The following is a 22,243-nucleotide window of genomic DNA, read 5'->3' on the forward strand; positions in this document are numbered from 1 at the left end:
CTACATAATAAATTTAATCATTTGATGATAAAGCGGAATACCAAAGACTATATTGAACGGAAAAGTTATAGCCAGAGAAGCCGTAATATAGTAAGTGGGATTAGCTTCAGGCAGAGTGAGTCGCATCGCTGCAGGAGCCGCAATATATGATGAACTGGCAGCTAAAGTAGCGACTATCAAAGTGCCTCCTGCGCTGAGCCCGCACAATACGGCTACAAATATACCCAATATTGATGATAGTACAGGCATAATAATAGCGAATCCGAATAAAAAGAAACCGACGCTTTTAATAGAATAAAGCTTACTCGCCGCAATAAGACCCATTTCGAAGAGGAAAAAGGCTAAAGCTCCGTAAAACGGCTCAACAAACACAGCCGAAATTTTGCCAAATTGCTTTTCTCCCGAAAAATAACCGATCAACAACCCCGCCACCAATAGGTATACTGACTTACTAAAAAATAATTCGTGCAATAATTTTTTGATATTGGAATTGTCATTTAACTTTGATTTTTTTGCAATATAGACGCCCATTATAATTGCCGGCACTTCCATTAAAACCAAAAGGACATTAACATAACTTTCATAAGAAATGTTGAGCGAGTGTGCATATGTAATAACAACAGCAAAAGTTACAGCGCTTACCGACCCATAATGGGCGGCAATTGCCGCTGAATTTATTTTATCCAACTTACCTATTTTATGAAGTATAAAGTAGGCAATTATCGGAATAATCACCCCCAATAATATCGTACCTATAGAAGGTATGATTACATCTACAAGGTGGGAATTGGATAATTCTACGCCTCCTTTTAAACCGATTGCCAGCAATAGATATATACTTAAACCCTCATAGATAGATTCGGGGAGTCTTATGTCGGATTTTAATATCCCTGCTAATATGCCGAAACCAAAAAAAAGAATAACGGGATTAACTAAATTTTCCATAATTCTCCTTTTATTGCTTGTGTTTTTAAGAAAAATACTAACCTTAGTAACTGAGAGTCGGGAAACAACTTGCCTAAAATATTTTATGTCGGAGCAAGTTTACAATTATTAATAAAGAAAATTACAGGTAAATTATTATTTTTACAAATCGATTTTTGTATTAATTTTTACAATAATATAAGGGAATCTATTATGAAAAACATTTCTCCCTTAACCTTTAAAAAAATAATTACAATTACGTCGATAGTAATTATAATGGGACTGGTTGGAGGTATTTATGCATGGAGTATTTTTATAAGCGGCTTAGAAAGACAATACGGATTTACCACAACACAAAGTCAATTGATATTCGGTCTTACTATCGCGTCTTTTACAATAACTATGATTTTAGCAGGCAGACTTGAAACCAAATTTTCGCCGAGACTGATATTAATTACGGGAGGTTTCCTATTTCTTGCAGGCTATCTTATTGCGGCTTTCTCAGTAGGAAATTTTTTGTTAGTTCTATTTGGCATAGGAATAATCTCCGGTATGGGAATCGGTTCCTGCTATATGAGTTCATTAATTCTGGCTATGCGAATATACCCCGAAAAAAAAGGATTGATTTCAGGGATCGCTGTCGGAGGATTCGGAGCCGGAGCCATTTTAACTTCTTTTATAGTTGACTTCTTGTATAAAATTAACTTTAACCTCAACGAGATTTTTATTTTTATCTCCCTGGCTTACGGGAGTGCGATTATCATATTGAGTCTCTCAGCGGAAAATATTAAAAGTAAAGAATCGAATTCTTCATCGTTAAAAGACATTTTTAAAATTATTAAAGACAGAAGAATAGCTGCGCTTTCTTTGGGAATATTTAGCGGCACTTTTTCTGGCTTACTCATTATTGGCAATCTAAAAAAAATTGGAATTAGTTATGGAATAGATGCCTACATAAGCACTCTTTCAATTAGCGTGCTTTCGATAGGAAACATGAGCGGTAGAATTTTTTGGGGATTTTTATCCGATAAAATTGGAGGAGACCTCTCCATAAAGCTAAGTCTTTTGTTTCAAGCTCTGTTAATCTCGTCTGTTATTGCATTTAATAACTCTCCCATTGCGTATCTTATAGTAGTATTTTTAATAGGCCTCGGTTTCGGGTCGAATTTTGTACTCTATGCCAGGGAAACTGCGGAAATTTTCGGAGTCGACAAAGTCGGCACAATTTATCCGTATATATTTTTATTTTACGGTGTTGCAGGCATTGCCGGGCCTACAATAGGCGGCAAAATTTACGACTATCTGAATTCGTATTCATTAGCGCTTTTAATATCGTCTTTAATTTGTTTGACAGGTTTACTTTTGTATTATTATACTATTAGTAAGGAGATAAAAGCTGTTGAATCCCACTAGAATAAAATTAGGTATAATCGGAGGCGGACAGTTATCGAGAATGATGGCTTTCGAAGCCCAGAAAATGGGGATATATATAGAAGCGCTGGATCCCGACCCGAAATGCCCCGCTTCTTACGTAGCCAACAGTCTGATAGTCTCGGATTTTTATAACGAAGAACATCTTGCAAAAATATTTCACAATAACGACTTCATTACTTATGATATAGAGCATATTAATGCAGAGGCATTAAAAAAACTCTACGACAAAGAACCGAAAATATTCCCTTCCCCTTACATTTTGGAACAGATACAGGATAAACTCCTTCAGAAAAAAATATTCGAAAGAGCGAAAGTGCCTGCGCCCGCTTACCGGAAGCTCGACAAAAATGAAATAGAAAATTTCGAATCGGATATTTATCCTGTAGTACAAAAGTCAAGGAAAGGCGGATACGACGGGAGAGGCGTTTTTGTGCTGAAATCCCCCGCCGATAAAGCAAACATGCTCAAGACCGATTCCTTAATTGAGGAATATATCGACTTCGAGAAAGAGCTTGCAATAATGGCCGCAAGAGACAAAGAAGGGAATATAAAACTCTATCCGGTCGTGGAAATGATATTTGACGACAGGGTTAACATTTGCGACATTACATCGGCTCCGGCAAGAGTATCCGAAAAAGTAGTTAAAGAAGTCAACTCGATTGCGGAAGCTATAGTAGAGAATCTCGACGGAGTCGGCATTTTCGGCATTGAGTTGTTTCTAACCGGAGACGAAAAAGTTTATGTTAATGAGATAGCCCCGCGTCCGCATAATTCGGGACATTATACTATCGAGGCGTGCAAAACTTCCCAGTTCGAACAGCATATTAGAGCCGTTTGCGGTTTACCGCTTGGCTCGGCAGACCTGGTAATTCCCGCTGTAATGGCTAATATTCTCGGCGACGAATCCCATACGGGCAAACCTTTAATCACCGGTCTTAAAGAAGCTCTTCAAATCGAAGGGCTCTATTTCCATTATTATTGCAAATCTTCGACTAAGCCGTTCAGAAAGATGGGACATATTACCGTAGTCGATAATTCAGTCGACTCGGCGTTCAAAAAAGTATCCCAAGCAAAAAATATCATAAAAGTAATAAGCGAGAAATAAAATGAAACCGATAGTCAGTATAATTATGGGAAGCGATTCGGATTTACCCGTGATGAAAAACGCAGCCGAAGTTTTGGAAAATTTCGGGATTGAGTATGAAATTAAAATTGTGTCGGCTCACAGAACTCCGGATTTCATGTTCGAATTCGCGCACAATGCCGCGGAACGCGGAATCGAAGCAATCATTGCGGGGGCGGGCGGCGCCGCTCACCTGCCGGGCATGGTTGCTTCTTTAACGGAACTGCCGGTAATCGGAGTCCCCATTAAAACTTCGACGCTCAACGGCATCGACTCTCTTTTGTCGATTGTTCAAATGCCGGGAGGCGTTCCGGTGGCAACCGTAGCCATAAATAACGCCAAAAACGCCGGTCTGCTCGCATGCCGTATTTTAGCTCTTAAATACCCGGAGATTAGAACAAAAGTTATCGAATCGATAAAGAATACGGAAAAAGAAGTGTTGGACAAATCGGATAAATTATATAGAGAAGGATATAAAAAGTACCTGGGCAATTCTTAAAAGCTCATTACTCTTTTCTTGAAGTACGAAAAAAGAGCCGTACTGAAATTTTCGTCCGTTTTAATCAGATTGTATTCGATGCCGTAATTGAGAGATTCGTTCTTTAATTTTTCAATAAAATCAGCCATCGATTCCGAGTATGCTTTACGAATATGATACGGCTGCGACGAAAGTTCTTCCGAAGTTTCGAGGTCTACAAAGAGAGCGTCCTTCTCGAAATCGAAATCGATTTCCGACGGATCGAGCAGTTGAAAAAGGATTACTTCGTTCTTTCTGTGTTTTATCTTTTTTATCGATTTGACTATTTTATCCGCGTCGTCGAAAAAGTCCGAAATGATTATTGTCAATCCCCTTTTGTTAATTCTTTCCGTTATCTGATTCAAACACTCGGTCGTATTTGTAGTGCCGCCCGGTTTTATTCCTGTCAGAGAAATTAGAATATTTTTCAGATGAATTCTGTTGGATTTGGGCGGAAGGTAATTATGTATTTCGTTCGAATAAATCGTGAGAGCTACCGCGTCTTTTTGATTAATCATTATATAACTTAGAGCCGAAGCCAGCGTTACGGCATAATCCAATTTTGTTACGGACGCCTTATGTTTGAAATTCATCGAGTTGCTTACATCCAGAAAAATATTACAAATTAAATTTGTCTCTTCTTCGTATTGTTTGATATAAAATCTGTCGCTCTTGGCATAAACTTTCCAATCGATATCCCTCAACGAATCGCCCTGCATGTAAGGACGATGCTGACTGAATTCAACGCTGAAACCGTGATAAGGGCTGCGATGGAGTCCTACCATAAAGCCCTCGACAACCGCTTTTGCCCTCAGCTCGAGGTTTTTAATTTTAGTTACGATTTCCGGCTGCAGATAAGTGACTATATCCTGTGATTTAATATACATGTCACTGATTGTTGAGTCTTTGCTCGAGTAATTTATCGGGCGCCATACCGAGATATTCCAATTCGAGTTTGACAGAGGTAACCATCTCGCTGTCGGGATAACGTTTAAGAAATTCTTCGTAAGTTTTTCTGGCGGCGCTTGTATCGCTCAATTCATTTGCCTCGATGTAGCCGGCGACGAAAAGCGCTTTTTGAGATTCGCTCGCCTCGGGGTATTCGGCGGAAAGTCTTTTATAATAGCGAACCGCATTGCCGAGCGATTCTTTTTTATCGATGTCCTTAATCAAATTCATATGATAAATTTTTGCAATTTCGTAAAGAGCTTTCGGAGCTAGCCGGCTGTCGGAATGTTCTTCTGCTAATTTATTATATTCATTAATAGCGCCCTGAAAATCGTTCTTTTTGACCAACTCCACGGCATTGCTAAAAATTTCGGTATCGCTTTGTGAACTGCAAGAAACAAATAGAACAGAAAAGAAAAACAAGAATATTTTACGCATAAAATTTCCCGATTTTTTTGTTGACTAATATACAATAATAATCGAATAAACGGAGTGAAATCAATTTTTATGGCTTAGAAGTTTAAAGGAATCGCCTCTCGACGAGGAAACTTTTCTGCCGATCGATTCAATTTGTAATTGAAGGCAGGAGCGGCAGTAATCGGGATTGTCGTTGACGCACCTTCTGTCGGCGTAAATCTGGTATTTTTCCCTGTATGGCGAGGGCGTAAAGTCGGGCATTACTACATTTGCTCCGGCTTTTAAACCTTTGATTCTGCCGTCTTCATCCAGAGTTGCCAATGCCGTAGTAGCGGGGATATGAGCGTCTTTAAGAACAATTCTGGCGACAGCCATAGTTTTAAGCGTCAGAACAACATCCCCTGCTTTTTTGTTTTCCCACGGCGTATCGGGCGCCGGGATGAAAGGACCGAACGCCGCCATATCGAGGTCATATTCTTTACACAGCAAAATATCGTCGGCAATATCTTCTAGAGTCTGATTCGGCAAACCAATCATATTACCCGAACCCACCTGATAACCGATCTCTTTCAAAAAACGGATATGTTCGAGCCGTTCGTTTAATTTTTGATTTTCATGAAAAGCGGCGTATAATTTTGGATTTGCCGTTTCATGTTTTATCAGATAACGGTCGGCGCCCGCAATTTTCCAGGTTCTGTATTCTTCGAAATCGCGTTCTCCCAAACTCAACGTTATCGCCACGTCGGCTTTCTGCTTAATAGAATAAATTATGTAGGCAATCTGATCCGTATCGTAATAACCGTCCTCGCCCGACTGGAGCACTATTGTAAAAATGCCTTTATTGATAATCTTATGCGCGACTTCAACGACTTCATCGGGGGTCATCCGGTAACGCGGCAGTTTTTTATTGCTCTTACGCAGACCGCAATAGAGGCAATCCTGCTCGCAATAATTGGAAAAGTCGATTATTCCTCTTAAATGGACTTCGTCGCCGCAATAAATACGACGCACTTCGTCCGCCCTTTCTAATAAAAGATTTATTTCTTTTTCATCGGATAAACCGAGCAGATATACAATTTCGTCCCGGTTCAAATTCTCTTTTTTCAATAATTCGTTTATATCCATAATCGTGGAATAATTTAGTTATCAGAAAAATACGTCGCGCTCGCCCGCATCGACTCTTTCGACCATTTTCAGTGTTTTATTCTTAGTCGGCTCTTCCAGTTTTTCAATTTCATTGAGCAGAAATTCGAGAGCTACTTTTTTTGTTACTTCCGATGCGTAGTCGAGTATGTATTCTTTGAAAGTCGAAATTGCATTCGGCGAGCAGAGCTTGCCAATGTTGCCCGTTTTTGCAAGTTCCATAAATCGGTCGCCCGTACGAGAAGACCTGTAGCATGCCGTGCAAAAACTCGGCAGATATCCCAATTGGCAGCAATCCCGAACGACTTCGTCTAAAGACCTGTGGTCGCCCAATTGAAATTGCTCCATTTGATGTTCTTCCAGGCTTTCCTGCGATTCTTTATATGCTCCGGGAGAAGTCCGGCTGCCTGCGCTTATCTGCGAAACGCCCAGATTGAATAATTCCCTCCGAAGTTCGGGACGCTCCCTTGTCGATAAAATAATGCCGGTATACGGCACCGCAAGACGTATAACCGCCACGAGTTTCTTAAACGAGAGATCGTCGACGGCAAACGGGGGTTTTTCCGAAACGGGAGCATTCAACGCCGGCTCAAGTCTCGGAACCGAAATAGTATGAGGACCAATCCCGTATTTTTCATCGAGATTAAATGCATGACTCAACATGGCAAGCGTTTCAAATTTATAGTCCGTCAGACCAAATAAAACGCCTATCCCGACATCGTCAATACCGGCTTGTAAAGCTCTGTCCATCGAATACAATCTCCACGCAAAATCGCGTTTCGGTCCGTCGGGATGCATTTTCATATACGTTTCGTAATGATAAGTCTCCTGAAAACATTGATAAGTGCCTATGCCAAAACTCTTTAACGTTTTGAATTCATCCACTGTCAGAGGCGCCACATTAACGTTAATTCTTCTTATATTGCCGCCGTTAATGTGAACTTTGTACATCGTATCGATTGCTTTTCCAACAAAATCGAGCCCGGGTTTTTTCGGATGCTCGCCAGCTACAAGTAAAATTCTTTTATGTCCCTGTTTAACTAAAAATTCTGTTTCCTCGCGTATTTCGTCGAGAGTGAGCGTTTTTCTTTTCAATTCCTTATTGTCCCTGCGGAAGGCGCAGTAGAGGCAATTATTTACGCATATATTGGTGATGTAGAGCGGAGCAAAGAGAACGAGTCTGTTGCCGTATATTTTTTCTTTAACCTCCTTTGCAGTGTGGAACAATTCTTCGAGCGTTTCCCTATCCTCGATATTCAAAAGTGCGGCGCTTTCTTTGAGACTCAATCCCTTTGCATTCTTTGCTTTTTCGATAATTTCACGCTGATAGGATTGGTCGTTTAATCCCTTGTCTTCAATTAGGGATTGAATATATTCTTCTTTTATGAATTCCATGCTGCCTCTTAAAATTAATGCAGGTGTAATTTAATTAAACAATAAGCATACCAAAACGGAAATCATCAAATAAATGAAGGTATAAGGAAGGTTTTTCTTAAAAAAGAGAAATATAAAAGTCGCTATTCTATATTTGCGATAAAATCAGACTACGCCGCTTTCTGGTATTTCAATAAAACCTCTCGAACCGTTAACGATACATTGCAATCCGAAAGGGATTGTTATATTTTCTTTAATATGCCCGTGTTTGACGTTGTAAATAACCGGTATTTTCATTTTTTCAAAATATTCGAGGATCACTTCATTTAGAGTAAATGAAGATTTGCTGTTATCCGTTTCGTAACAGTTGACAAATCTGCCCAAGATTACAGCCTGAGCGTTTTTAAAAAGTTTAGCCAGACGTATTTGATTAAACATCCGGTCAATTTTATACGGCGGTTCGTTAATTTCTTCGAAAATAAAAACAGGGGTTTTAAATGGCGGTAAATATTCGGTTCCGATAAGAGATGTAAAAATACTTAGATTTCCTCCGATTAAATTACCGACTCCGCGACCTTTCCGGAGCACGAAGAATTTTTCATCCGAAGGATTTTTCAGACGACCGATTTTCTTATTTGACGTAATAGTACGCCAGAAAATCTCTTCGGTAAATTCGCTCACCTGCTCATGGAAATCGACTGCAACCATCGGTCCTGCAAAAGTAACGAGCCCGCACTTTTTCAAAAAAGCCAGTTGCAGGGCGTTAATATCGCTGTATCCGACGAAAATTTTCGGATTTCTTTTTATCAAATTATAATTAATTTTATCGAGCAATCGCGTTGATCCGTATCCTCCGCGAATCGAAAAAATAGCTTTTACATGCTTGCTTTCGAACATATAATGAAGGTCTTCCAGCCGTTGTTCGTCTGTTCCGGCTAAATACCCTTCCTGGAGTCCGACATTTTTACCGAGTTCCACGCGATAACCGATGCTCTCGAGATAACTGACGCCTTTATTGATTTTATTAAGGTCGTCGGGCGATGATGCAGGCGAGATTAACCCTATCACGTCTCCTGCATTTAATTTGGGAGGTTTTATCAACTTCATTAAGATTTATAGTTTTGTCAGAAGTTTTTTACAATATAAAAAAAGTTTGCTCCAATGCAAAATAATTTTTTGATTTATGCGGCTCAATTTCTGAGCCGCATTTGTTTTATTTCAACACCGGATAATGAACTTTGATTGTGTCGATATCCGTCCATGGTAATTCGTCCAAAGTAATAACTTTTTCGTCTCTATATATTTCGAAAAATTGGCGATTCGATTGAATTCCGCCAAACGGATCGCCCCAGAGCATAAACCAGACCCAGCGCGGTTGTTCTTCCAATATTTTACTTGAAGGAACAGCGCCAACTTCCCCTAACGCTATGGGTTTATCCTTGGCTAATTCGAGCAGTTCATCGTAATTTTCCCGATTAAATCCTTCAGAATAGACGTCGGTGGCAAGTATGTCCACCACATCGTCGCCGGGATAATACTCAGCATAAGAGTCGACGCCCGGTTTAACTTCGTTGGCGTTGTATACCCAGAGCAGATTATTAAGGCCGTGAAAATTCACCAACCTGTCGAAGAGCATCCGATAAAGCTTTTTATAGCCGTTTTCGCCTTTTTTCTTTCCCCACCAGAACCATCCCCCGTTCATTTCATGATACGGTCTCCACAGTACAGGCACTCCCGCATATTTAAGTTGTTTTAAGAACCAGGCAATTACGTCAACCTGAGATTTCCATCTTTCGTTTAATTCCGTTCCTTCGGTAATCAGGTCATTCCACTCATCATCCGAAAGCCGGCTTTGGATTGCCGAGCTGAAGTCGACGGGTTCTTCCATATTCGGAGGTACGGCGTGCCACATTAACGTAATTATAAAACCCTGTTCATGGCGTTTAATCGCTTCGTCAACTATTTGTTGTCTGTAGTTTATACCGTCCCACGTTCCGGGTTCGCTAAATCCGAAATCCTGTCCGAAAAGAGCGGGATACTTACCCGTGGCTTTATGGACTGCCGGCAGCCTTAAAGAACCGAGCAAAGGCACGGAATGCTGTCCCGCTAATATTTTTTTGCCGGAAATCGAATAAAGATAATTCAGCAATTCCACTGCTTCAGGAGAAGCATCCGGAGTTACTGGTAAAACCAAACTTGAATCTTGTTGCGCGTTTATGGTTATAGCAATAAGAAGCGCTGAAAATATTTTTTTCAACATAACTACTCCACTTTAATTATTTAATTCTTTATATGCAGTTTCCATAAGAATAAAGAACGCCTGCCCTTCCGTAGCAGTGCCCGGATGATCGAACTCAGGCGAACCGCATACTCCTTGGATAAGTCCATAATTATCGAATTTAGAATGCGCCGCTTTTCTCATCAGTTCTGCTTTTTCAAGATATTTACCGTCGAGCCAACCGCCTTTGACACCCCGAAAGATGGAATATGAAAGCATCTGAGATAAGTTTGTTTCTACGAAGGAATTAGGGTCGTCAACTATATTATGATATAAGCCGTCAGATCGCATATGCTTCAGGCAGCCATCCAATAAATCGATTAGTCTCCTTATCAGCAGATTGCGTTCCTGCTTCATAGAATCGGGCAATCTTGGAATTATGCGCGTAAACCCTGCCGCAGTCCAGCCGTTTCCTACGCCCCAGCAATCTTTTCTTGCAAACTGATTCTTTTCAAAATCCCACATGTGCGATAACAATTTTTTATCCTCATTCCAGAGGACTTTCCAAACTCCGTTAATTTGCTTTATAGCTTCATCGTATTTGTCTGCGACAACCAGAAACGGGGGCAGCATATAATTAATGTCGCTCCATACCTGCGGAATATTCGTAAAATGATAAATAATCCCGTCTTTATTCCTGGGAGCATTATACAAAATATAATTCAAAAGCTTGCTAAATCCTTCGAATAAATTCTCATCTCCCGTTTTTCTTGCAGCCCAGAGAACGGCTTCGCCCGGCGAAGCCGCATCGCTAAGTGCGAATTCCTCTCCCAACATTGCCAATCTGCCGTCCGGCGATTGTCTTAAAACGGCTTCTTTTGCCATTAGAATTACCAATTCTTCTTCTCCGTATTCCAGAAGAGCCTGCATTGCCACGCCTTGCTCCCATGTTGCTCTTTGCATAGTAAGCATCGCCAGTATGGCTTTTTCAATTTTATCGTCGCTTTTCCTAAACATTGTCTCGTTTTTCTTTTCCGCATTAAGAATATCGTTTTTTAACAAACCGCTGCCCAAAACAGCAAGCGGAAAAATACTTAAAAATTGTTTCCTTTCCATTTTATACCTGCTATTATTTTATTTAAGTAAATAATTTTAACTCATTGTCAAACAATTAATAAGTCGACGCTCTCGAAAGCATAGATTATCAGAAATATTTTTTAACCAATTCGAGCATTTTTCTGTCGAGTTTATGTCCTTTATAATTTTCGTACTTTACATCCTTTCTGCCGCTGTTTAGGATTCCGAAATCCCCTTTCAAATTCCACATAGCATGTCCCCATCCGGCTTCCTTCCAAAGCGAGAGTACATCTTCCATCCATCTAAGGCAAACATCGTGAGGAGTTTTATTGTAGCATCCCCATTCTCCTACATGAACCAACGACCCTTGCTCCACAAGCGGCATCCAGGAATCGATCAATTTTGCCCTGAGGGCTTCTTTATCCCATATTTTTCCGTCGTCGGCTTTAAGCGGCCATGTGGGCGGATTAAAGGTCTCAAATTCGTCTTCAGGCACCCAGGTTGCCGTGTAATGACTTAAACTCATCGGGTCGTATCCCCTTGTACTTTGCATCGGCACTACCTCCGCCAATTCCATCACGGGATATCTTCCGATTTCTCTGCCGTCGGCAATAATCAGTCGTTCAGGGTCTTCTTCTTTTATGCCCGCCACGAGCGCTTTAACGATTTCCACATATCTCTTTACATTTGTATTTTTGGGCGGCTCGTTAATCAAGTCGAAACTCAATTGAGAATTCGGTATTCCGCTATACCTCCGGGCAATATACTTCCAGTGATAGACAGCGGCATTAAGGGCTTTTTCCATGTTCTCCGGCGTGTCATCGAACAAATCGTACGGTTCCATTTCCCTTCTGTTAATACAATATCCCGGAATACGATGTAAATTGAGGTTGATATGAATATTATATTGTTTGCCGAATTCGATCAATTCATCTATGTCGTTAAATACGTCCTCGTTTATTTCGTACCAATTATCTTTCGAAGCCCAATTCCAATACGACATTGGTATTCTGGCAAAATTAAACCCCCACTCCGCCATTATTTCAAAATCTTCTTCATTGAATTTTCTACGGGGTCCCATGCCGCCTGTTTTTTCGGTGAGGTTAAAACCGATATAACGGGGAATGTCAATTTTTTTATTCTTCTTTAAGTTTGAGGCTAATATTTCAGGTACCCCGCTTAAGAGCGATCCCGCTCCAAGCATACCGGTATACTTAATAAATTCCCTTCTGTCCATAGATAAAATTCCTTTATTTATTATTCAAAATTTTATCCGCTCCTAATGAGAGCAAAATATAATCAACCGTTCCTCCTCCCAGAACATATTCTGTCTGCTGCCATAAATAAGGCCATATTTTAAGTTCCGGTAAATCCGGTCGAATTAGAGCCGTACCGCTCCCGATACCGCCGGGTATGTAAGACCAGTCCGCGCGGTTAAATCCGTACGCGGTAGTAAGCGAATTTACGCCGATACCGGAAACAAACGACGCGTTGTTTTTTCCCGGATGAACGCCCAGAATGAAATTTAATGAGTTGAGCAGATAATCAGACTCGAACGCATCCGGAAAATAGAGATGCAGGAATAATTGCGACACTCCGAAAGCTTGAATTCCCCAACCCGCTCCCCAGATATACGGTTTATAGGGAACTCCGAAAGGCGTTTCCCGTTGAAGTTTAGTTACATTATTGTATAATTTTTTAATCGCGTTTTCGACTTCTATTTTGAAATCATCTCCGAATTTATCCGTAATTCTTCCTATGACAAGAGTATGTGCAAATATATTTTCAACCAGTTTCTCACGATTTTCGAAAAGAATTTTTTTATAATTTTCGTTTTGAGTCGATAAGTAAAGCTCGGCTGCCGCATTTAATTTTTCGGTAGTAATTCCCGAAGTATCCCGTTCGAAAAGTTCCGCTGAAATTTTCAAACATTTATCGGCAAGGACCGGATTAAAATTTTTCATTACTCGATAGGCTGCCGCAAGCGCTTGCGCGGTTCCGAGCTCGTGTCTGTAATAGTTTTCGGTAAAAACCCATCTGTCGTCTTCGCCGGGAATATTGTCTGTCATGTTTACCGGATCCCCCAGTAAAACATATTGCCTCAAATCACGGCATATTATTCCTCTGTAAAGCCTGCCCATCGATTCATAAGCGCCAACGATAGAGAGCAATCCGTGTTCAATTTGCTGAAGAATATCGTTTTTGCCGTCGGGGATATGGATTTCTACCGTTTGACTCTTCTGGTCGATTGTTGTGACGTCAATTTGCGGGCGGAATAATTCGTACGCCAGAGACAGTTTATAAACTGTTTCAGACTGCGATTCAATTCTCAGGTCGAAATCCCCGGCGTCGTGCCATCCCCCCTTATTTAATCCCGGCACGCGCGAACCCGATTCGAATCTCGTCAGAGTCGATTCGCTCTGCACGTATCCGTCGAAATGATTATGATTTACGGGAGCCATGACCGCGTCGTCCATATGGCAGCGACCGTGCCACACTCTGTAATTTTCGTTTACTCTCATGTGGCACATTTGTATCGGCAGAAAATATTCAACTGTAGGCTGCCAGACATATTCGGAAAAAATCTCGTAATCGATCAAAAAAATATTTGAAGAAATATTCTTGTCCTTATCAAAATAAACGAACCTGTAAAGTCCTTCGTTTCTAATATTAGTAAAATCCCAAGCGTAATAATTGTAACGTAAAAACCTGCCCCAGTATTCGGGATTAATATTATCTTCAATAATAATTACCGAATCTTTTCCTATTCTTTGGAGCTGCAATTTTCCGTTTAACTCATGATCCTTTGCGGTTTCTATAATTACCTGTTTCTTCTGCGCTGGGTGGTATCCCACCTGCGACACCTTGATTACCGGTTTATACATATTTTCAGAATCGGAAGGGTCGATATGAGGAGTAATCACCCACTTAACAGCTTCTTCGGGATTGGAAGAATCGATAATGGTTCGGAGAATAAACCAGCCGTTATTATGGGTAATTCTTCCGTCGTATAATTCGATATCTTTCGTAAGACTTTTGATAGCTATTCTGTTTGCAGTTCCCGGTTCCAATACAAATTCGGTGCATTTTACCAGAGGGCTGTCAACGGAGGAGTCTTTTAGAATCGGATCTCTAGGGAAGGCTCCCGGTTTACCATCAGCCAGATAGTATTTACCAAAAAAGTAGCCGGGAAAGAGTTCTAGATTAAATCCTATTTTGCCATCCCATTGAGAAGGCAGCGGTTCGTCCATTTTAACAGTTACAAGTATGGAAGCCCCCTCGTTTATCGGTTCGGTTTGAATTTTATATTTAAGTTTAAGGTCGGGATATACAATCGGATTGAATCCTTTACAATTTTTCGATGAATCCGGAAACCAGAGTTCAACACTGATTAATTGTTTTTCATTATCTACGATTTTCTCGCCCATTTTAGGAACGGGCGACCATTGCCCGGGAGTCGGCTCCAATCTTAAATCGCCGTTAGCCGCAATTCTTTCGTCGTTGCGAATGATAGTGATTCCCCCCTGATGTCCTTCGGGGTAGAAGTCGTCGAATACGGTAAGATTGAATCCGGGAGCTTCATAATATTTTTCGGAATTAAGATATATTTTCGACGAATCCGTTTTAACAATATTCAGTTGAGCTGAAATGTTGACAGTTAGCAGGAAGATAAAAAAAAGAAAAAGTTTATTCGAACGCATACGGACTCATGATTTAATGAAAAAATGACTTTATTGCAGATGTTTTAATGTCCCCCTATAATTTCTCACCCGAAAATAAAGAGACAGCCGGTTAAAGCCGGCTGTCCCAATTAACAATATGAAGTTTAATTTACTTGAGAAGAATCATCTTCTTGAATGTTTTGAAGTTGCCTGCTTCGATACCGTAGAAATAAATTCCCGAAGCCAGATTAGAAGCGTTGAAATGAACGAGGTGCTGTCCCGCAGTCATAGGACCGTTAACGAGGGTAGCTACTTTCTGTCCGAGTATGTTGTAGACTGTCAATTTAACCACTTCGGGTTTTGCCAAAGTAAATCTGATTGAAGTAGTCGGGTTAAACGGATTCGGGAAGTTTTGTTCGAGAGCATAACCGTTCGGTATTTCGTTTTCGTTTACCGACGTGATTGTGACTTTTACCAGTTGAGCCATATCAAGATTAATATTGCTTGCTTCGACAGTAATCTGATGCGAACCTTGAGTTAACTCAAATTTATCTGTTAATACAGTAAGTCCGGTTGAATCGTCTTTACTTGCAAAAGATATCGTAGAAACGACGGCTCCGTCTATTTTAAGAACGCCGTTTTGAGGTCCGCTGTAATTTTGATAGAGTAAATTCAAAGCATAAGTACCGTTGCCAGGCGCCTCAACAGTAAATGTAACGCTACCGTTAGAATTCATAGCAACAGATTTCAATCCGCTCGGCACCCACACAGCTCCTTCTACCATTATTTTAACTAAATCTGATGTAGCGTCCGGCACACCAAGTTCGACGACCGGAGTAGTTGTTCCTGCCGGTATAAGTTGTATACCTGCAAAGTTCTGATAACCCCATGATGATTCAATTCGGATTGTATTTTTACCCGCAGGTAAAGTTAAAGCGCCTGCTTCAAGAATTTCTTCCTGTTTTATTAATGTCCATACCCATTCATTCGGATCGAATTTACCGTACCAGATATTTGCTTCCTGTTCTTTGGGACTCCAGATATATTCACCCCAACCCATCGGATCGTGAATACTTACGCCGTTGACAATGATTCTTTGTCCTCTTGTGCCATTTCCTCTTAAGTTCGTATATATATTCAAATCATATTGTCCAGCCTCAGCCAAATCGAATTCCCACTGAATATAACCGCCGCCGTCCATCTGGAAGTACATAAAGCCGGCAACGTCTTTTATTTCCGCATCACCGCCTAGTACGGCCTCTTCGGCTTCATATTCGGCAATTGTTTCCAATTCAATTCTCGGACCTGCCATAGCTTCTAGTTGTGCTACGTACTGATCTTTGTTCTGTTCAAAAATAGCTTTTTTATCCGGGAACCAATTTAAGTCGCCAAGGGGCAATCCGTCGGTACCGGCAGTCATAAGTGCAGCGTCGGTATATGAGAAATCTTCGGGTAGAGGCCAACTTGGACATACATTACATACATCGCCGGTAATATTGTCTATTGGTAATTTCCAGAAATATTCAGTAGCCGGTAAAGTGTTGGAACGAATGTCTTTAATGTTTTGGATCATATTCTCTACAATCTCAGAAGGATATGTGCCTACCGACGGCATACTGCTCAACCAAACAGTGTCTTTAATTACCATATTCTCGTATACATCGAAATAATCTTCTCTGGTCATCGGACCTGCAAAAGGCTGAGCCACAATAGTGTCGCCGTAGTAAGCTGCGAATGCAGGGTCTCTCCAAGCATACGCGTTCGAAAATAATATACGGCGTCCTTCTTCGGGGCCGTATTTAGTCGGTAATGCGCCTACGCTGAATATTGAAGCGGGTATAGTGCGAGGATCGCGTCCGGTGGCTGTAATATCCGCATGTCCTTCGCCGTGCCAGAAAGGATTAATAAAGAGGTTATTGGTAAAGTATGCTTCTTTCCACCAGTTTCCGGCATTGAGCGCGCGTCCCATATTGACAATAGTATTGTGGTTAAATCTGATATAATTAGCCGCGCCGCCTTCGAGCTGAAATACGGTCATATTAATATTGAAAAAGGTATTGTTTTCAACAATTACAGTATCCTGATCCGCCCAAATTGAAATTCCGCGTCCTTGCCATTGCTGATCGGCCGGATGGCCCTGAATATTACGGAAAACGCAATTGGTAACAAATATGTCGTTATTTTTACCCGTAAACGCAATTGGCGCAAAGTTTGTACGCTCGAAAATACATCCGTCAAAAACAAATCTCGAATCGTTAGCGTCGAGCTGAATCGGTTGATAATAAGTTTGTGAACCAAATTCATCGCAACCGATTACATAAATATTCTTCATAGTAAGGGATGCGCTCGGCTGCATTAAACGGTCAGCGTGCGTACCGTCTTCTCTTCCAACCAATTGCAATACAGGCGGATTATCAAATTCCGTCGGTCCGCCTTTCTCGCCTACAAGTCTCAAATGAAAATCGGAATAAGTAATTTTTTCGGAAATCCAATAAAATCCTCCGCGTAATAATTTGTAAACGCGTCCTTCGGGACGGTTTGTATCGTTTTCAATGGCATTACGGAGAGCGTCGGTAATAACTTCGCCCGTAACTGGGTCCTGCCATTCTACAACTAATGTATCCCCCGCTTGTGCGCTTATTTTTTCAACAGGCATAAAGAAGCCTGCAATCAGCAGCGCCAAGATTAGAAAACGGTAATTGAACTTCATATACTCCTCCACTTATTGGTTTGGTTTAAGTTGCTTAAGTGATTACTCACTATTTTATAAATTATATCTAATTCCCACATCCATCGAGAAACCATAATATTCAATATACGTGGGGTTTCGCAAAGAAGAACCACGGAATGATTCGTCGGGTCTGTTATTCAGGTTTGTAAAGTTTGCAAAGACCTGAATACCGTTGTCAAGTTTTTGTTGCACGGTAAAATCCCATCTCGAATAGGGTCCTGTGAAATTATCCAATGCTGATTCTGACGAGATATATGTAACTTTATCCGTTTGATAGAGATAGGACAAGCGCGCCGAGAAACCCTTATAATCGTAACCCAATGTAACATTTACAATGTGCTTAGGCTGGTCGGGCATACGGGCGACACGGAAACTGTCTACAAGTATCGGTTGCCTTCTGGGCGGTCTTGTTCCGGGAATTAAATCGCCTAATTTATTATAAAAGAGCTGCTTTTTAATTTCAGAATGAATGTATGTATAATTTACATTGAGTACTACACCTTTCAAAATGCTCGGCAAATACCAGAAATTGGTTTGCCATTCCAATTCAACGCCTTTGTAGTATGCCGGTTCGGGATTATTTATGTATGTATCGATTTGCGGCGCCGATTTCAACCAACTGTTGGGTATGTTCAAACCGGATACAAATGCAGTATCCTCGAATGTGTATGCAAGCCCGGGCTGTAAAATATACGAAGCGTAAAATGCCAGATCATCGATTTTTTTGTAGAAGCCTGTAACGCTGAAAAGTCCTACATAATTTTCATAAACCGATACTGAAAGGTCATAATTTGTAGAATGGGAAGGTTTTATTTTGGAATTGGCTGCTTTAATATAGCTTTGGTAAGAATTGACCCAAGTTATTGGAGCATATTGGATAAAATCGGGACGGGTCAAAGTTTCGGTGCGAGCCAATCTAATTTTCATCCAATCGACAGGTTTTACAATAAGATGAATCATAGGCAGGAAAAATTCATTATCGCGTTCGATTTCCAGGCCTTCGAAATCCGCGGGCGCCGCTTCGACATTGTTTGGGGTCACCTGGCGGAATCTTTGTCCGTTGTAAACAGTATGTTCTTTTTCCCACCTCATACCGCCGATCAAGGTAAGATATTTTGTAAGGTTTAACTCACCCATGAAATAGGCGGCTTGAATCGATTCTTTACCGTCGTAATCATTCCCCAGGGATCCGATAGAATAACGTCTTGCGATTGCCGCAGTATCTCCTTCAATTTTGTCTTTTGCAAAAATTGCTTCCATTACTTTATTCATAAGATCATTATCCACTACAAATCCGAGAGGATAATCGCCGTTCAAAAAGTCGTCTCTGTTATAATCGCTAAGAAATCTCGAAATCGGTAAAACGGCATTTTCTCTGACCAATATAGAGTCGCTCTGGAAATTAAACTGTTCGGGATATTTCTGAGCGAGATAGAGTAAAATTCTTCTCAATTCACGGCTTAACCCCGTACCGGCGCCGTATTGCAGACTGCCGCGTCCGTTCTGCTCCTGATCGTAAAGACGTTTCAGCCATTTGAATTTTGTGCCTGCTTTTATGTAGCCGTTAATATCTTTACTTAGAGTAAAAGGCATTTGTAAGTTAAGCTGAAAAGCAGTTTCGTCTTCGTTAAGTTTTGTGCCGTAGATATAAGCCGATTCCAATCCTGTAGCATTCGTGTCGAGCGTAACAAACGAAGGCACTTCAGTCGGATGCGTATCGGGCGTAATTTTTCCGGTTTCGAATGAAGCGTTTTCTTGTACGAATGTCCATGTTCTGTCGCTCGGATTGTCATTTCTGGATGACGTATGCGAAACGCTGAAATCATATTTTATCCAGTTGAAATCCTGTTCCATACCGACGGCGCCTGTAAAAATGGAAGTTGTACCGCCACGGTCTTCTAGATCATAAAAATGTCTGTTTTCGCTCAACAGCATCCTGTTTATTCGATACAACCCGTCCCAAGTTAATTTGTTGTAGAACGAATTTGCTGTAATTTTTCCGTTAGATAGCTTGTAGTCGAGGAGCAAACTTCCGCCTGTCCTCTGTCTTTTTACGTTTTCTTCACGAAGGCGTAATTGCGAGATATAAACTTGCGTTTCACCTGTGGTAACATCCGTAGTTCTTAAATACTCGCCTTGAAATTTATCGGCGCTTCTGTCGTAATTATCGGTATTGAAACTGGCAATAACTCCCAGTTTGTTATTCAAGAAACGGTTGCTAAGATTTGCCGATAAATTGTAATTACCGTAATAATTTTGAAGTTTGTTGTATCCGCCTTGAATATTGGTATTCAGATGGAAACCTTCGGGAGCTTCTCTCAATTTAAGGTCGACAGTTCCGCCTAAAGCGTCGGCATCCATATCCGGAAGATTTGCTTTCTTAACTTCTATACCGTCAAGAATATTGGAAGAAATTAACGATAGATCGACGCTTCGGTCATTTCCACCCGTTGCTGGCAAGCGCACACCGTTTACCGTAACGGCATTATATTTGGGAGAAAGACCTCTAATTTCAACTTTTGTAGCTTCGCCTCCGTATCTCTGAATCGATACGCCGGGTAAACGTCCAATCGATTCTGCCGCGTTGACATCGGGTAATTCTTTGATGCGGCTCTTGGATACTACATTTGCTATGGTGTTTGAAGAGAACTGTTGATTGATTGCCTGCACCTGACCTTCAACCTGAGCGGTAATGACAATTGTTTCGCCTTCGAGAGTAATAAATTCGAGGTAGAAATCCTGCTGGACTGTCCTGTTATCTAGTATCTCTATTTCCGTAGATTCCTGACGATAGCCGATATACGAAACAACTATAGTGTGCTTACCCGCAGGAATTCCAACAATGCTGTACCTTCCTTCCAAGTCGGTTGCGGAGCCAAGGCTCGTACCCTGTACAATAACATTTGCGCCAATCAGCGGTTCATTAGTGGTTTTGTCGAACACTCTGCCCCTAAGACCGCCGGCAGCAAACAGCGTCTCATTGAAACTTAAAAACAATAAAACTAAAATTATTAGTTTACTGCAGAAATTACTTAATGTAGAAGTTTTCATTCTGCCTCCTGTTACTGAACAATTTACAAAAGTTATAAAATTGGAATTTTGTAGTATAGTTTATGATACAGGACAGGTTACTCCTCTTAAATTCAGAATTAAGCCCCCCATGCTTAATTATTATATACCGCCCTATATAATTATTATTCATATCTAATTTAATAACCAATTATAATGCCATAGACCAACGACTAATTAAACACGTAAAAGCTGCAAATTCATATTATTACGGATTATCAATTCAATAAAATTTTATAAAAATAATAAAGTAAAAAAGGATTACCGGCTATTTTAATCATTATCTAAGTGATTTAAACAGTTAATGAGCGCTCTGGTAGTATGGTAATTTCCTTTCCAAATCGTAGCCTTCGGGTAAAATTCCATATTTTCAACCGAGTCTTTACCCCAAAAATACCATCCGCCGTATTTTCCATCGACGAGGTAATTTTCGATAAAGTTTATCTGTTTTTCAAAATATGAGTAATAATCAATATTATCAACCGGAAAAAGAATTGCAAAGAGAAGAGCGGAATTAAGAGCTTCTGCCTGCGCCCACCACTCTTTACTCTTGCGAATAATTGTTATTTTATCCTTGCCTTTGAAGTAGTATCCCCTGTCGTAAATGCCGCCCTTATCGGAATCCCATCCGTTTAGCAGCGTATGATCCACTAATTTTTTTGCGATTCCGAGGGTTTTCTCTTTATCCGATAAATCCATTGCATCCGAAGCCTCCAGCAGCAAGTACGCCACTTCAATATCGTGCCCGAACGAAACATGGTCGAATTCAAAGTTTCGGCTTCTGACCTGATCGCTCGAATCGCGGTATGAAATCGGTTTCATATCCCGCGTAAAGAAAAGGCGCATATAACCCTTTTCCGATACAATTTTATCTCTTACAAGGTAAAATACCGATTCGAGCCGTCGCCTCAAATGATCGTCTTTCCATACTTTGTACAATTCCGTAAAAGCTTCCAAAAGATGAATCGAGCTGTTCTGGTCTTTAGGAGGAACTTCATTATAACCTTCCGTAAAAGGAGCGCCGTTGCTATCCATAAATTGGAAATAGCCGCCGTACTGTTCGTCGTAACTGTGTCGATCGAGCCATTCGAATGTTTTTATCGCTAATTTCAGCGCGCTCGAATCGCCCGTGGCTCTGAAATAAGCCGACAATCCGTAAATAGCGAAAGCATTTCCGTATGCTTTTTTAATAATTTTTCCGTTCTCTTTTATCGGCTTGCCTTTACGATCGACAAGGTCGTAAAAGCCGCCGTATTTATCGTCCCACATAACGCGCGAAAGAAAATCGACGCCGTGTTTTGCATACTTCAGGTATTGTCTGTATTTCGGGAATTTCAATGCGGCGTTCGATATCGACCAGATATGACGAGCTTGCGTCACAATCATTTTGTTCTGAGCGCCTTCCAATTCCCATTTATAATTAATGTCGCTGTAATATCCTCCGTAAAGAGTATCGACGCAAAGCGGATACCAGAGAGAAATCTCCCGCTCCAGAAGGGTATTCAATCTTTCGATATAATTTTCTTTATCGCTTTGGATTCCCGCAGAAATTACGACGGCGTTGATGAATAACAGAATGATAAACTTTTTCATTTGACAGTCTTCC

At 40.8% G+C, this 22,243-nt stretch carries 16 protein-coding genes; 3 read left to right on the forward strand and 13 right to left on the reverse strand.

The window, feature by feature from the left end:
* Nucleotides 1-945, reverse strand: coding sequence for a sodium-dependent bicarbonate transport family permease (locus ACOYVE_RS09980; protein WP_014857274.1), 945 nt, complete (start codon nucleotides 943-945; stop codon nucleotides 1-3).
* A 192-nt stretch (nucleotides 946-1,137) separates the two neighbouring features.
* Here ACOYVE_RS09980 and ACOYVE_RS09985 point away from each other — a divergent pair, with 192 nt between their 5' ends.
* From ACOYVE_RS09985 to purE, 3 genes are read left to right on the forward strand one after another with little or no spacing between them, the layout of a single operon-like run.
* Nucleotides 1,138-2,337, forward strand: coding sequence for an MFS transporter (locus ACOYVE_RS09985; protein WP_422881745.1), 1,200 nt, complete (start codon nucleotides 1,138-1,140; stop codon nucleotides 2,335-2,337).
* Entirely contained in the window at nucleotides 2,324-3,463 is a 1,140-nt protein-coding gene (locus tag ACOYVE_RS09990; RefSeq protein ID WP_014857276.1) for a 5-(carboxyamino)imidazole ribonucleotide synthase, read from the forward strand. Before ACOYVE_RS09985 ends, ACOYVE_RS09990 begins: the two co-directional genes overlap by 14 nt.
* A 1-nt stretch (nucleotide 3,464) precedes the next feature.
* A complete protein-coding gene (purE, locus tag ACOYVE_RS09995) occupies nucleotides 3,465-3,980 on the forward strand; it encodes a 5-(carboxyamino)imidazole ribonucleotide mutase (protein ID WP_422881747.1) in 516 nt (171 codons plus the stop codon).
* Here purE and ACOYVE_RS10000 read toward each other — a convergent pair.
* The 12 genes from ACOYVE_RS10000 to ACOYVE_RS10055 all read right to left on the reverse strand — a co-directional run bounded on the left by ACOYVE_RS10000 (nucleotide 3,977) and on the right by ACOYVE_RS10055 (nucleotide 22,230).
* Nucleotides 3,977-4,885: a DUF58 domain-containing protein gene (locus ACOYVE_RS10000; RefSeq protein WP_014857278.1), complete on the reverse strand. Its 909-nt coding sequence runs from the start codon at nucleotides 4,883-4,885 to the stop codon at nucleotides 3,977-3,979. The genes purE and ACOYVE_RS10000 overlap by 4 nt on opposite strands.
* Before the next feature lies 1 nt (nucleotide 4,886).
* The gene (locus ACOYVE_RS10005) at nucleotides 4,887-5,384 is read right to left on the reverse strand and encodes a tetratricopeptide repeat protein (RefSeq protein WP_014857279.1); all 498 of its coding nucleotides are present in this window, start codon (nucleotides 5,382-5,384) and stop codon (nucleotides 4,887-4,889) included.
* Between the two features lie 60 nt (nucleotides 5,385-5,444).
* On the reverse strand, nucleotides 5,445-6,488 hold the full coding sequence (gene hydE, locus ACOYVE_RS10010; RefSeq protein WP_014857280.1) for a [FeFe] hydrogenase H-cluster radical SAM maturase HydE: 1,044 nt from the start codon (nucleotides 6,486-6,488) through the stop codon (nucleotides 5,445-5,447).
* A gap of 21 nt (nucleotides 6,489-6,509) precedes the next feature.
* Nucleotides 6,510-7,901, reverse strand: coding sequence for a [FeFe] hydrogenase H-cluster radical SAM maturase HydG (gene hydG / locus ACOYVE_RS10015; RefSeq protein WP_422881749.1), 1,392 nt, complete (start codon nucleotides 7,899-7,901; stop codon nucleotides 6,510-6,512).
* Nucleotides 7,902-8,045: 144 nt separating this feature from the next.
* Nucleotides 8,046-8,987 (reverse strand): S66 peptidase family protein, encoded by a 942-nt coding sequence (locus ACOYVE_RS10020; protein WP_422881750.1) that lies wholly within the window; start codon nucleotides 8,985-8,987, stop codon nucleotides 8,046-8,048.
* Between the two features lie 106 nt (nucleotides 8,988-9,093).
* On the reverse strand, nucleotides 9,094-10,140 hold the full coding sequence (locus ACOYVE_RS10025) for a glycoside hydrolase family 26 protein (protein ID WP_014857283.1): 1,047 nt from the start codon (nucleotides 10,138-10,140) through the stop codon (nucleotides 9,094-9,096).
* Nucleotides 10,141-10,152: 12 nt separating this feature from the next.
* Nucleotides 10,153-11,214 carry a glycoside hydrolase family 88 protein gene (locus tag ACOYVE_RS10030; RefSeq protein WP_422881751.1) on the reverse strand — a complete coding sequence of 354 codons (1,062 nt, stop codon included), beginning with the start codon at nucleotides 11,212-11,214 and terminating at the stop codon, nucleotides 10,153-10,155.
* A gap of 88 nt (nucleotides 11,215-11,302) precedes the next feature.
* On the reverse strand, nucleotides 11,303-12,412 hold the full coding sequence (locus ACOYVE_RS10035) for a glycoside hydrolase family 5 protein (protein WP_422881752.1): 1,110 nt from the start codon (nucleotides 12,410-12,412) through the stop codon (nucleotides 11,303-11,305).
* A 13-nt stretch (nucleotides 12,413-12,425) separates the two neighbouring features.
* The gene (locus ACOYVE_RS10040) at nucleotides 12,426-14,876 is read right to left on the reverse strand and encodes a glycoside hydrolase family 9 protein (protein WP_422881754.1); all 2,451 of its coding nucleotides are present in this window, start codon (nucleotides 14,874-14,876) and stop codon (nucleotides 12,426-12,428) included.
* 130 nt (nucleotides 14,877-15,006) lie between these two features.
* Nucleotides 15,007-17,547 (reverse strand): T9SS type A sorting domain-containing protein, encoded by a 2,541-nt coding sequence (locus ACOYVE_RS10045; RefSeq protein ID WP_014857287.1) that lies wholly within the window; start codon nucleotides 17,545-17,547, stop codon nucleotides 15,007-15,009.
* Between the two features lie 54 nt (nucleotides 17,548-17,601).
* Nucleotides 17,602-20,619: a TonB-dependent receptor gene (locus tag ACOYVE_RS10050; RefSeq protein ID WP_422881756.1), complete on the reverse strand. Its 3,018-nt coding sequence runs from the start codon at nucleotides 20,617-20,619 to the stop codon at nucleotides 17,602-17,604.
* 291 nt (nucleotides 20,620-20,910) lie between these two features.
* Nucleotides 20,911-22,230, reverse strand: a complete 1,320-nt coding sequence (locus ACOYVE_RS10055; RefSeq protein ID WP_422881758.1) for an AGE family epimerase/isomerase — start codon at nucleotides 22,228-22,230, stop codon at nucleotides 20,911-20,913.
* Nucleotides 22,231-22,243 lie beyond the last annotated feature (13 nt).

This window comes from Melioribacter sp. (assembly GCF_049325435.1).
Classification (GTDB): domain Bacteria; phylum Bacteroidota; class Ignavibacteria; order Ignavibacteriales; family Melioribacteraceae; genus Melioribacter; species Melioribacter roseus.